Source organism: Trichococcus pasteurii, assembly GCF_900112935.1.
Classification (GTDB): Bacteria; Bacillota; Bacilli; order Lactobacillales; family Aerococcaceae; genus Trichococcus; species Trichococcus pasteurii.
Genome location: NZ_FONM01000020.1, coordinates 16,003 through 29,753 on the forward strand (window position 1 = coordinate 16,003; position 13,751 = coordinate 29,753).

Here is a 13,751-nt window from a genome sequence, read left to right on the forward strand (position 1 = left end):
TTCTTACACGTTTTATCCGAACTTAATGTTTGTAATTTTTTTGGTCAGTTCTTTGAATGGCGATTCTTTCTCCGGAATGGTTTCTCCGTTTATGAACATCCGGTAATTAGTGACCGCATTCATGATGGTTTTGCGGGTGATCTTGATTTCAGCCAGCACATCCGGGTCATCTGCCTTGATGGCTTCGATCAGTCTGCCGTTCAGATTGTTGTATGGTTTGAACCTGGCCAAGATCGTGGTTCCCTGCAGCTTTTTGCCTCTGACGATGACGCCTTTTTCATCCAATTGGAACATGATGATCGTTCCGGAAGTCAGCTTCCCTGCTCGTTTGCCTATCGCAACTCTGCCGTCCGCCTTCAATTCGTTGTATTCATTGCCGAAATGTCTGATCTGAAAAAAGCCCAGTGCGCTTTGGATCAAAAAAGCGCCGACAACCAGAATACCCAATGCAAGCATATTGTTCATCTATTTCGTACCCCTTTTCTCCAGCATCTCAATCAGTCCTTGCACATCATCCACTTTCTTCAGATCATCGATCAGAGAGGTATCGTTGATGACCTTAAAGACAAAATCATACACTTGCATCAAGATTCTTTCTTGCTGCTCAGAAATTTGCTCGGGTGTCACTAAAAATAACATCAAGGAAAAAGCATCGTTGCGGTTGGCCATCGTGATGTTCCCCAGGACAAACACCAACTTGTTGATGTTGGGGTCGGTCAAATGCGGGAAAGCTACCTTGTTTTCATAAATCATCGTGTGTCTTTCTTCTTTTTCCACGAATCGGTCCAGAATATCCTCGGACAGGCGGTATCTTCTGGAAAGGTAGGACATGATCTCTTCCACGTAATCAAAGTAACCCATCTGGCCTTTCAGATTCACGAGGTGATAACTGATGTTTTCGTTTGTCAGGTATTTGATGTTGTATTGATCTTTTTCCACCGCATAGATCTTTTGGGCCAAATCGTCCGGGCTGACCAACCTGTCGATTTTGATGACAGGGACTTCGGTGTCCACGGAAATCTCTTCGGTTGTGAAAAGCAGCCGGAACCGTTTCAATTTTTCTTTCGGCAGGCTGTCGGTATTGATGTGAACGATATTCATCTCATTCCCGACGATCTCTTTGATCTGTCTGCTGATCAGCTCAAAACTCCCTCTTCCAAGGTTCGTGATGATGCCGACATCCTTTGTGCTTTTGCCTTTGGAATCGTTCGCTTGCCTTTCGTCCAGCATCAGTGCGTAGTAGACAGCCAGATAGCTGATGTCGTCCGCGCTTGCACGCAATTGGTACAGGCGATTCAGTTCCGACAGCGAAATCTTCGCCAGCTCGAAGGCTAAAGGATACTTGAGTTTGATCTGTTCCAGATACAGATCCGTGTTCGGGATCCGGAAGACCAGCCTGTTTATCAAGAAAAGCAGGTGATATTTGACTTTATCAAAGAAGGCTTCTTCATCGATTTCGATCATGACTTGGTCCCTTACCGTTTTCAGCATGCTGGAAACGACTTGTCTGAGGACCTCTTCATTCTCGTTATTTTCTGATCCTTTTACGTAAGCTGAATTCCTCGTGTTGATCGGAAAGGCGAGAAAAGCAATTTCATGGTCATTCAACGCAACAGCAAATTTCTTTTGCAGCAGTTGGATATAGGCGATGACATTTACCGAATCCGCCTCGAAGTTTTTGTACATCGGAATCTCGGAAGCTATCGTATGCCCGTGCGCCACCCTGTGAACGCTTACAGCTAAAGCCTTATATAGCAGTTCTTTTGCCTGCTCATCCAGCTTGTAGGCTTGGCCGAGTCCGTCAAGCGCAGCCTGGATTTCTTGGTCCGGCAGAAAGGTCATCTGCAACAACTCGAAGACTTCGTATATAAGCACCAAGCGGGTGCCGAATTCGCTGCACTGGAAGGTGATGCCTTTGTTCGGGATTCCGACGACTTTTGCATTGTATTTTTCCAAAAGCTGCTTCAGCTTCTTCAGATCGTTGTTCACCGTACTCCTGCTTACACTCATTTCTTCGGAGAGGTCTCCGATATTCAGGTACTCCTCTGTGCATATCAAGCGGTACAACAGATACGCGATCCTGCATTCTACCTTATTGAAGTCCTGATGGATATTGTAATGAAGTGTGTTGAATATGTTCGTCCCCTCCTTTCTGACGATGGCTACTTGCGATTCATCCTTTTGTTGGATTTTTAAGAATCCTTCGTAGACATCGTTCAATTCCGAAATGATCGTTTTGATCTGGTATTTGTTTTTTCCCGACGCTTCCTCGAGACTTTGAACATCCATTTCTTTATTTGAAAGTAAACTTCTCAGCAAAACTTCTCTATCGCTTGCCGTTGACATGTTAATGCCCCCATACTATCCTCTAGATTTCCCGCCTGTAATGTTGATTGTTGTACCAGTGATATAAGCGGATTTGTTGGAAGATAAAAATGCCACCAAGTAGCCGATTTCATCCAATTTTCCGACGCGTCCCAGTGGAATGCTCTTTTCATACCCTGTGTCCAATTGCTCAACCGGTATGTTTCTTGTGTAAGCCAATGCTTCATTGTAGGCAGGAGTTGTCAATCCTGTTTTTTCATTGATCCCCGGTGCGATACCGACGACTTTGATGCCAAATTTACCAAGTTCTTTTGCCCATGAACGCGTGTAAGAATTCGTAGCGCCTTTAGTTGCTGAATAGATGCTTTGGCCGACCGAACCTTCCATGCCGGATTCGGAAGAGATATTGATGATCGTGCCTTCCACTTTGTTCTTCAGCATGTTTCTGACGACGGCTTGGGTAGTGAATACCATTCCTTTTTGATTGACTGCTGTCATTTTGTTGAATGAGTCTTCATCGATTTCGTATTTTCTTTCATCACTGTAGACATCCACCAATAAACGCGGCAGGTTCATACCTGCATTATTGACCAAAACGTCGATTTTGCCAAATTTCTCAACAGCTTTTTCGACCATTGCCTCGATGCTCTCGATGGAAGTCACATCTGTCTTCACATTCAGTTTACCATAAACGCTTGTTCCCGTTTCAACACTCAAATCCGCCACAACGACGTTTGCACCTTGTGATTTCAAGTGATCCGCGATGTGCAAGCCGATGCCTGAATTTCCTCCTGTAACGATAACCGTTTTTCCGTCTAATTCCAACCAGTTGTTTGCCATAATGTTTGTATCCCCTTTCAATCTCTATAGTCCAGAGTATAGACCAAATAAAAAATAAATTAATACAGTCCTTGGCCCGTAAAAGGGGGCTTGTTTTTGAACTAATTCAATTAGTTGGAATTTGGAGGGATGGGATAAAAATCATATTTGTGTGTCCGAAACCGGAAAAAGCGCGCCACAAATGGGAAAAATTGGTTTTTTACGCCTGCGGTTTCAGGAGCAGCAACACTTTTTCCAATGAAAAAAGTGAATTAGTGCAACCATTCCTTCACTGCAGTGCTATTATCTTTGAACTAATCGGGCCTATTCAAACGCAAAAAAACATCCTTTCACTTATTAAATAATAAGCGAAAGGATGTTATAAGTATGTATTTAATGAATTTTACTCAACCGTAACCGATTTAGCCAAGTTTCTTGGTTTGTCGACGTCATAGCCACGGTGAAGCGTTGCGTAGTAAGCCATCAACTGTGTCGGAACGACTGTCATCAGTGGCGCCAATGCTGGGTGAACAGCCGGCAAGATGATTTGGTCATTTTCATTAGCCAAACCTGCCATTGCGAATACACAAGTATTTGCGCCGCGTGAACGCACTTCTTCGACGTTTCCGCGCGTATGGCTGGCAACATCAGCTTGGGTAATGATAGCCAAGACCGGAGTTCCTTCTTCGATCAAGGCGATCGTGCCATGCTTCAACTCTCCGGCAGCAAAACCTTCTGTTTGGATATAAGAAATTTCTTTCAGTTTCAATGCAGCTTCCATCGATACGAAGTAATCCAGACCGCGTCCGATGTAGAAAGCATTGCGGGTGTTCGGCAAGTAGATGTCAGCCAAGGCAGCGATGCGCTCTTTGTCATCGATGACCGCTTCCATCGCATTTGCGACGATCCCTAATTCATGGACCATGTCGATTCCCATATCATGACCCGTTCTCGCGCCTAACGCATCCGACAAGACAGCCAAGACAGCGATTTGTGCCGTGTAAGCTTTCGTTGAAGCGACTGCGATCTCTGGACCTGCATGCAACAGCAATGTGTAGTCCGCTTCACGCGACAAGGTTGAACCAGCCACGTTTGTGATCGTCAAAGCTGGGTATCCCCATTCTTTTACTTTCACCAATACTTGGCGGCTATCCGCAGTCTCCCCACTTTGGGTAAGGAAGATAAAGAACGGATTACCTTTCAATAGCGGCGGGTTGTAGGAGAATTCGCTGGCGACATGCACTTCTGTCGGAATCTGTGCAATTTTTTCCAGATAATGTTTGCCTACCCAACCGGAATGGTAGCTCGTTCCGCAAGCCACGATGTGGATGCGGTCAGACTCCAACATAGCAGTGACCAATTCTTCTGGAACAGTCAAGCGACCTTCTGCGTTTTGGTATTTTTGGATGATGTTACGCATAACAGCAGGCTGTTCATCGATTTCTTTCAACATGTAGTAAGGGTATGTCCCTTTTTCCAAGTCGCTGGCATCGATTTGAGCCGTATACGGATTACGTGTTACCGCTTTTCCGTCTAATTTTTCGATTGTGACGCCATCAGCGGTCAATGTGATCATTTCACCGTCGTGGATTTCGACATATTGGTTTGTGATCTGAACAGTAGCCATTGCATCACTGGCAACGACGTTGAAGTCATCACCCAAGCCGATCAACAACGGGCTTTTGTTTTTAGCTGCATAAAGGACATTCGGAGCTTGTGCATCGACTAAAGCGAAAGCGTAAGAACCTCTCACGATCGACAAAGCACGACGCAAAGCTTCTTTACCGTCCAGGTTTTCTTCGGCAGCGATTTTTTCGATCAGCTGCACAACGATTTCCGTATCTGTTTGGCTGACAAAATTAACGCCCTGCAGGTACTCGTCTTTGATTTCTTTGAAGTTTTCGATGACCCCATTATGGACCAAAGTAAAACGTCCATCCGCAGATTGGTGCGGATGCGCATTCTCTGCGCTCGGCACGCCATGCGTTGCCCATCTTGTGTGTCCGATTCCTGTATGCGCATCTACCTGTCTGTCGACGATTGCGCGCAAATCCGCGATGCGGCCTTTTTCCTTGAATACATGACCTTGGTTTTCAGCGTCTACGACAAAAATACCGGCTGAATCATAACCACGGTATTCCAATTTCTCTAATCCATGCAACAATACCTCTTGTACATTGCCTTGTCCTACATATCCAACTATTCCACACATAAGCGTAAAAATCCCCTTTATTATCTCGATTTTTTTCTGGGTGTGGGGATTGATCTCTGTAAGACCGTTTCGGGCTCTGAAGCCACATAAGGGTCTTTTTTGCTTCAATCCTGTAGACTACACTTGCCTTGGGTCATCCGCCGAATCCTTCGATAAACCCAATCCTCGTCACTTCAGGGCCTGTTTTCCTGTGCTCCCTGAAGTCTGGCGCTATCCATTTGCTTCTTCCTCTATCCTCCTAGCTTTATATTTTCCAGAATACATGCATTTTATCCTACAAGCAGTGACCTTGTCAAAATGTTTCTTGTTCTGTTTCACTTGTAATGTTGATTTGAAGCATTATTTAAGAAAAACTTATACTCGTTGTGCCGTTTGATTTCATCAAGATGTCTCAAATGTCTCCTTGACCGGCACAACGCGTATAGTTGAAAGTTGCTGATTGAAAGGCAGTGATCAAGCCACCTTATAAGCGTACTTCTCGACGTTCTGTTTGATGCTGCCCAAGATTTTTTGATTGTCTATCCCGGTTATTTCCGGAATGATTTTGTCCAAGCCTTTTTGCAGGATCATTTCTTTCAGTTCTTGGCATTGTTCATCTTCCGGGTCGAAATAATTGAAGACCATGCCGATCGTCTCCAGCAAGTGGAAAGGCATCTCATCGATTTGGGTCAATTCAACCATCGGACGGATGAAGCGCTCATGGTTGCCCAATTTTCTTAAAGGTGTGCGCGCCACACGGGAAATCGCGTCGGAAATGTATTTGTTTTGGAAACGGCCGATGATTTTCTCGATATATTTCTCGTGTTCCGCCGCATCGAATCCCCATTTAGCGATCAACAATTTGCCTGTCTCATGCAATACGGAGCGCAGTTGGATGACGACCAGATTATCCTGCATCGCTTCATCGATTGTTTCATAGCCTTGCAGAGCGCCTGTATAGGCTACCGTAGCATGCCCTGTATTGACGCTGAACAATTTGCGTTCGATATAAGGCTCCAGGTCGTTCACATAGGCAACGCCTTCCAGTCGGATCGGGCTTTTGCAGGCTGTCCCTTGTACAACCCACTCGCTGAATGGCTCCACTTGCACAAAGAGCGGATCAGCATGTTGTTGCATCGGAACGATCCGGTCCACCGCTGCATCAGGGAAGCCGACATACGCATCAAGGTAAGCCGTGTCCGTGAAATATTTCTTGACTTCACCCGCCAGGAATGTCGATCCGCCGATCATGTTTTCACAGGCGATGATGTCGATGGGCTGTTGGATGTTCCGGACTGCACGTGCCTTGATCCCTTCTGCAATCAATTGCGCGATTCTGGGCAGAATATTCGGTCCGATGGCAGTCGTGAGGAGATCCGCTTCAACGATCGCTTCCACAACTTTTTCTGCTTCTTTGGCATTATTGAGACCAGTGACGTTCTCGATCTGGATCTGTTTGCGTGACTCGTCCGCCAGCTCGATCGTATAGCCGCCACGTGTTTTTAAAGCTTCGATGATTGTATCGTTCACATCCACAAAAGTGATTGCATACCCGTTGTGATTCAAAATTTCCCCGATAAAGCCGCGGCCGATATTTCCGGCACCAAAATGTACTGCTTTCATTTTCATCTCTCCTTATGCAATGGCTAAGCTGCCAGTGATCTCATCTTTTGTCAAAGCGTCCGCCAAAGTAACGACGTTATCCACGTCGCTGCAATACAGCGCGATTTTTTGGATCAATTCCAAGTGGTCATCGCCGACTCCTGCGATGCCGAACAAAACGGTTGCCACTTTTTCTTCCTGCTCGTCGCCGAAATCGACCCCGTCAGGCACTTGCACCACACAAATGCCTGATTTTTTCACGTGCTCTTTGGCTGCATCGGTACCATGGGGAATCGCGATGAAATTCCCCATATACACTGACAACATCCGATCGCGTTGCACCATAGCCTCCACATAATCCGAATCCACACAGCCTGCGTCCACTAATTTTTGGCCGCAGAAACGAATAGCTTCTTCTTTTGAAGCGAACGCTTTATTCAAAACGATCATTTCTTTATCTAAATTATTCATCTTATTCTTCCTCTCTTTACGCTATTTGCTTCAAGTTGGCGACGACGCTCTCGTATTTCGATGTCGTGATCAAACTGTCTACTGACAGATGAACCGCTGCAGGAACTTTTTGCTGGGCCGCTTGCGTCAGACTGTTTTTGCTGATCACCAATGTTTGCGGAGATGCCTTCAGCTCGTCAATGTGCATTTTTCTTAAAGGTATATCCAGCGCTTCCCTCTCCAAAATCCGTTCCACTACTTTTTGTCCCATCGTGGCGGAGCCTTTGCGGTCATCATGGACCAAGACGATTTCATTGATATTCGCCAAGTCAACGTCAAGGCGTGATGCTGCAGGTGCAACGACTGTTTCTTTCAGATCGGTTCCGGACAGCGTAGCTACGATTTCATCGTATTTTGGCGAGTTCAGGAAATTCTCGATCGCTACAAAAGTTGCATTCGGTGCTTTCTGTTGGGCCCGATTCTTCAGTTCTTCCTGGGTTACGATCAACGTGTTGGCTGCATCCGTCAGATTATTGATGGCGCGGTTGGTGACGTCTTGCGGTAACCCGGCTGCATTGATTTTTTTGCGCAGGATAGAAGCGCCCATTGCGCTGGATCCCATCCCTGCGTCGCAAGCAAAAATGATGTGTTGGATGCCTGACATGTTTGTAAGACTTGTTTGTCCTGCTGAGCCTTTTGCGCTTAATTTTGCTGCTTGGGTCGCTTTTACGCTTTCTTCGAAATTATCGACTGCTTCTTTGGAGTCTGCCTTCAAAATGACCGTTGCTACTGCAAAAGATGCTGCTGCACCGGCGACAACCCCCAAAATGACGGGCAGGTAAGAACCCATCGGCGTCATAGCCAAAATCGCAATGATCGAACCTGGTGAAGCCGGAGCCCGCAAACCAGCGCCTAAAAGTTGGAACACAAAGCTTCCGGAAACACCACCCGAGATGACTGCGAGAAATAATAACGGTTTCATCATGACGTAAGGGAAATAGATTTCGTGGATGCCACCCAAGAAGTGGATGATCATCGCGCCCGGCGCTGTCGATTTCGCTGAGCCTTTGCCGAACAGAGTGAAAGCCAACAACACGCCCAAACCAGGACCAGGATTTGCTTCAAGCAGGAAGAGGATCGAACGACCTGTCTCGCTGACTTGTTCTGTTCCTAACGGAGTCAAAATTCCGTGGTTGATTGCATTGTTCAGGAAAAGAATTTTTGCTGGTTCGATGAAGATATTTGTTAAGGGAATCAATTGTGCGTTCAGGATCGTTTCAACCCCGGCTGCCATTGCTTGTGTTAAACGGTCAACCACTGGTCCGATCGCCTGGAACCCTACAAGTGCCAAAGCGAATCCGATCAAGCCTGCCGAGAAATTATTGACCAGCATTTCAAAACCGGTCTTGATTTTGCTCTGGAAAATGGCATCAAATTTCTTGATCGTGAAACCGCCCAACGGTCCCATGATCATGGCACCCATGATCATCGGAATTTCTGTCCCTACGATCACACCCATTGTGGCGATGGCGCCGACAACCGCACCGCGCTCGCCTGCGATCACTTTTCCTCCTGTATAGCCGACCAACAAGGGAATTAGATACGTAAGCATCGGGCCGACCATCGAAGCGAAGGATTCATTCGGCAAGTAGCCATCCGGGATGAATAGTGCCGTTAAAACTCCCCAGGCGATGAGTGCCCCTATATTCGGCATCACCATGCTTGAGAGCGTACTGCCTAACTTTTGAACCTTTGTCTTCAACGAGGCTTGTTGTGTCTGTTCCATCTTTTTGTTTCTCCCTTCAAACTGTTTCTTTTGATGTCTTTATTGTATGCGCTTCCCTTCCTGGTTTATAGTCGTGCTTTGGCACGTTTATTTGTGCCAGGTCTTGATTCGCGTATCCGGATCTCCGTTGCCGAGATCTGTTTCACTCTTCTCCGGGGAACGGAGGCTTCGCCGGAGTTCGGCCCACATTCTGCTTGTGTTCTCCGATAAGCATGGCTTCATCGGAGTTAAGCAAGGATTATAAACGGCGTCCTCCGGGAAGTAGATCCTTCATCGGAGCTGCGCCCTCATTCCTTCCTTCTTCTCAGGTTAGCGGGCGCGCAAAAAAAGCAAGCAGCCTTCCACCGAGTGGGATGCTGCTTGCTTTTTGCATTTATTTTGAGTTGTGTCTTCTAGCTGTTTTGGAGAATGTCTTTGACCGCCCGCAGATCTTTGGCATCGCTCAACGCCATCACGTTTTCGATATCCGAGCAGAAAAAAGCGACGTCCTGCAAAGCTTCCAATTGTTTTTCCTTCAATGCCACCACAAATAGGATAGTCGCGATTTGCGGTTCCTTGCCGCTGCCGAAGTTGACGCCGTCAGGCACCTGAATCAAGCAGATGCCTTCTTCTTCAATATAGGGCTGTCCCTCGCTGTCTCCGTGAGGCAAGGCGACAAAATTACCGACATAGACACTCACTTTACGGTGGCGCGCCAGCATCGATTGGATGTAAGGCGGGGACACCAACCCTTGCGCCACCAGAAATTCCCCGGCGGCAACAATCGCGGCTTCGGCGTTGCTGTACGTTTGATCCAACAGAATATGCTCATCTTTGATCGTAATCATATGGGCTCCTCACTTCCTTACTTCTCTACTTCTTTACTTCCTCAATCAAGAGGGCGGACAGCAATTGGTAGATGATCGCTTCATTGCCGGAATTGAAAATCTCCATCCCCAAATCGTTCATGATGATCGCTCCACTGATTTTCCCCAGCATCTTAGCGACATTCTCTTCGATCGGATCTGGAGCCAGCATGACCAACATCCGCGTCAAGGTCATCGGTTCCTTATCCATACCGACTATTTCCAGCGGCGTCTGCAGATCAAAGACACAAAAGCAAGGCTGAAGAACCGCTGCATGCGAAGCATGGAACAAAGCAAAATGGGTATTGGGAATCCCGATCGGCGCTTGCTGGTAGCGATTCATCAATTTATCCCGGACTTTTGCCGGGTCGGCTACGATTTCAGTTGAAATATGGTTTACTGCTAAAGCGACTGTTTCGGAAATGTTGGCGCTGTTTTCCAACGGCTTGACGAAAAAGTGCTTCAGCAACTGGTTGATTTCATCGATAAAGGTCATGACCTCCTGATAATCGTCATTTTCAGGCAAGCGCGGCTTCGCTGCGGGTTGAACACGCCGCTTCGTATGATCGATTGCGCGGAATGCTTCTTTGAGTTGCTTGATTTCATCCTCCAAAAGCAACGGGGAAATCAATAAGTATTTCCCGCTGTACCCCGGCAACAATGAAGTGGAGATGGTCAAATCAAACTTCTCTTCCAGATTCAGTTTCCCGAGGTCGGCTATCCGGAAAAAGACGATTTCATTGATGAAAGGAAAATGTTTCCGCAAACGCATTTCCAGCATCCGCGTAGAGGCCATGCCGCTCGGGGAAATGCCGGCAATATCCACCGCGATGACTTTCGGGCTGCGTTCCAGGGAATTGGCAAAATGCAGCACCATATAGGCGATCTCCTCTTCGGAGAATTCCTGCTGCGGGAACACCTTCGGCAAGGCCTTGCGGATCGCACCCGCAACTTCCGAATATTGCCCCATGATCCGCTCCAGGATGGGATTATTGAGGCTCCCTTGATTCAGGATGGCGCGGCTCAACGCCGCGGAAAGATGCGTCAAGAGCATTTTATAGAGATTGCTGTCTTCAAAGAAATTGACTTCAGCATCCTGGCTGACGTTTTCGATCAATTGCTTCACTTGGTACGCCAAACGCGGATCGAAGCTTTCGTTAAAAAAATCGTTATCCAAGTCACTGAAGAAATCACCCAACAGATTAGCGAAGAAGACGACTTCGCTGACCGCATACAATTGCTTCGTATGCGCTGCGATTTTGGCAAAAATTTGCTTCGACAAATCCAAAAGTTCCTTATTGATTTGTCCCGCATAGGACTCTTCCACCAATTGGCGGCCTCTCGGAACGCGATCCATGGAAATTGTCAACATCAAAATCAAAAACTCCAGTTTCCGATCACTCAAGTCGGAAAAGCGCGGCTCGACGATTTCCCGCACCAATTTTTGAGCAAAAAGCAGCTGCTCCTGATTGACGAATTGCATAAAGAAACTTTCTTTATCTTCCAATTCGGAAAAGTGAAAGAAGTGGTACTCATTGATTTCGATTCCAAGAATATTGGCCAACAGGAGCCGGCGATACTTTTCGCTGCCTACAAGTTCATAGCCGCGATTTCTCGCGATCGTTAATGGCAGCCGCGCCAAACGCAGCTCCAACTGTTTGATGTCGGCAAAAAAGGTGGTGTTGCTGATCAAGTATTCATCCAGAAACGTCTGCATGCTGATCGGCTCGTCACTGTTCAATAACTGCAGCAAAATGGCATGCTGGCGTTCCGTGGCGGATAATTCGGAAGGCTCATCCTCAGACACTATGGAAAGGATTTTTGCTTTTGCGGCATCCTCAGCAAGCAAGCGGAAACGGCCCCGGCTCTCTTTCTCCAACTTTGCGCCGATGGATTCCAAAGAAAGCTCAAGATTTGCCAATTCGCGGTAGACCGTACGCTTGCTGACTTTCAGCAGGCTCATCAAGCGTTCCACGGTAACTGGTGAGGCGGAATGCAGCAATTCTTTTAAAATGATGGTCTCTCTAGGAGTTAGAAACATCTGACAAGTCTCCCCTTAATAGTTTCTCGTATTTATTCGTTGCGATAAGATGTTCAACAATCAGCAGCGGAGCCTTCGGCAGATTGTTCTCAGCAGCAAAGTCTTCAGTGACGACATACAGATTACTTTGGTCCGCAATCAGCTGTTCCAATGGTTGCTTTTCGATGTCGACCCTGATATTTTGCTTTTCAGCTAGATTCCGGAACGCTTGCACGGCCATCGTCTGGGAACCCCGCACACCATCCGCATACAAAAAGACGACTTTTTGATACGGCAGTGTTTCTCCGAGCGCTTCCGGGATCCCTTTTATTTCTTGTTCATCGGTCAGCAGTGCCACAACTTTCATATACTCTTCCTGGTCCAAAAAATTTCCGATTGTGACAAGTTGTGCGTGCGGGGCTTGGATTTCAGCCAAGTGCTTCAACTCATTTTGGGTGATAAGCAAAAGATGGGGATCATCGTTCACGTGGTAAATGGACGTGTAGTCCACCGGAATCGAAATCCCGCTCGTTTCCAATTGCTGCCGCATCAGGCTGGCTCCCATGGCGCTTGAACCCATCCCTGCATCACATGCGAATAAAATTTTCCGAATTTCCGTCACTTTCGTCACCTTTTCTGAAATTTCTTTTTTTGTCTGGTCTTTCCTGATCACGAGGGCAGCGATCAAAAAACTCACCAGTGTGCTTCCTGCAATGCCGCTCGCAACCCCCAGCAGCATCTCTTGCGGCGTATTCGCCAAAATCGTCAAAATTGATCCAGGGGAGGCTGGTGCTATCAAACCCACTTGAAACAGCTCAAAGATCAGCGTGCCGCTCATCCCGCTAAAAATGACTGCCGCAAACAACCTGGGATTCAACAAGACAAATGGGAAGTAAATCTCATGGATCCCGCCGATCAAATGGATCATAAAGGCCCCACTGGCGCTGGCCTTCAGTTCTTTCCGGCTGAACAGAATGAAAGCCAACAGAACACCCAATCCCGGACCTGGGTTGGTTTCGATCAGAAACAGAAGCGACGTTCCTGCTGTCTCCGTCTGTTCGATGCCCAAAGGCGTCAGAATGCCGTGGTTGAGCGTATTGTTCAAGAACAAAACCTTCAGCGGCTCTATAAAAATGTTCGTCAACAAGAGCAGATTCCGCTGGATCAACCAGCCAACAAGCAGACTGATTTGCTGCGTGACGCCCGCAATGAAAGGCCCGATAAAAACAAGACTCAAATAGCCGAACAACATACCGATGATTCCCGCCGAAAAATTACGGACCAACATCTCGTAACCCGCTTTGACTTTAGGCAAAAGATATTTATCGAACAGAAAAACGTTCCAGCCGATCAACGGTCCGATTACCATGGCACCCAGAATTTGCGGGTCTTCTGATTCCACGAGCATCCCGATCACCGCAATGGCCGCCACAACCCCGGCACGATTCTCAATCAATCGTCCCCCGGTATAGGCGATCAGCACAGGGAGGAGAAATTGAATCATGAGGTGATCCATTTCAAGAAAAGAATTTTGGAGCGGACCCTGAAGATATTGAATAAGCGTCGTAATGATTCCCCACGTGATGAAGACACTCACGTTCGGCATGATCATTCCGCTGAGGTAATGACCAACCCGCCTTATTTTCGGTAATTCAAAAAGGTCTTCCTGTACATAGGATCGTTTTGGTTTTATCATGATTGCACCTCCCCTAT

General features: G+C 47.1%; 10 protein-coding genes. All 10 read right to left on the bottom strand.

From position 1 onward, the window contains the following. Nucleotides 1-12 precede the first annotated feature (12 nt). Nucleotides 13-465 carry a transcriptional regulator GutM gene (locus tag BM184_RS13095; RefSeq protein WP_086941878.1) on the bottom strand — a complete coding sequence of 151 codons (453 nt, stop codon included), beginning with the start codon at nt 463-465 and terminating at the stop codon, nt 13-15. Then, nucleotides 466-2,346 carry a BglG family transcription antiterminator gene (locus BM184_RS13100; protein ID WP_086941877.1) on the bottom strand — a complete coding sequence of 627 codons (1,881 nt, stop codon included), beginning with the start codon at nt 2,344-2,346 and terminating at the stop codon, nt 466-468. A 15-nt stretch (nt 2,347-2,361) separates the two neighbouring features. Beyond that, nucleotides 2,362-3,165, bottom strand: coding sequence for a sorbitol-6-phosphate dehydrogenase subunit (locus tag BM184_RS13105; protein WP_086941876.1), 804 nt, complete (start codon nt 3,163-3,165; stop codon nt 2,362-2,364). Nucleotides 3,166-3,547: 382 nt separating this feature from the next. After that, nucleotides 3,548-5,356, bottom strand: coding sequence for a glutamine--fructose-6-phosphate transaminase (isomerizing) (gene glmS, locus BM184_RS13115; protein WP_086941874.1), 1,809 nt, complete (start codon nt 5,354-5,356; stop codon nt 3,548-3,550). 453 nt (nt 5,357-5,809) lie between these two features. Further along, nucleotides 5,810-6,958, bottom strand: a complete 1,149-nt coding sequence (locus BM184_RS13120; RefSeq protein WP_086941873.1) for a mannitol-1-phosphate 5-dehydrogenase — start codon at nt 6,956-6,958, stop codon at nt 5,810-5,812. Between the two features lie 12 nt (nt 6,959-6,970). Further along, a complete protein-coding gene (locus BM184_RS13125; RefSeq protein ID WP_068561278.1) occupies nt 6,971-7,408 on the bottom strand; it encodes a PTS sugar transporter subunit IIA in 438 nt (145 codons plus the stop codon). A 16-nt stretch (nt 7,409-7,424) separates the two neighbouring features. Further along, complete coding sequence (locus tag BM184_RS13130; RefSeq protein ID WP_086941872.1) at nt 7,425-9,173, bottom strand: PTS mannitol transporter subunit IICBA; 1,749 nt, start codon at nt 9,171-9,173, stop codon at nt 7,425-7,427. A gap of 392 nt (nt 9,174-9,565) precedes the next feature. Further along, complete coding sequence (locus BM184_RS13135; RefSeq protein ID WP_086941871.1) at nt 9,566-10,000, bottom strand: PTS sugar transporter subunit IIA; 435 nt, start codon at nt 9,998-10,000, stop codon at nt 9,566-9,568. A gap of 25 nt (nt 10,001-10,025) precedes the next feature. Then, nucleotides 10,026-12,059 (bottom strand): BglG family transcription antiterminator, encoded by a 2,034-nt coding sequence (locus tag BM184_RS13140; RefSeq protein ID WP_086941870.1) that lies wholly within the window; start codon nt 12,057-12,059, stop codon nt 10,026-10,028. Further along, nucleotides 12,043-13,734, bottom strand: coding sequence for a PTS transporter subunit EIIC (locus BM184_RS13145; protein WP_086941869.1), 1,692 nt, complete (start codon nt 13,732-13,734; stop codon nt 12,043-12,045). The genes BM184_RS13140 and BM184_RS13145 overlap by 17 nt, the downstream gene beginning before the upstream one ends. Nucleotides 13,735-13,751 lie beyond the last annotated feature (17 nt).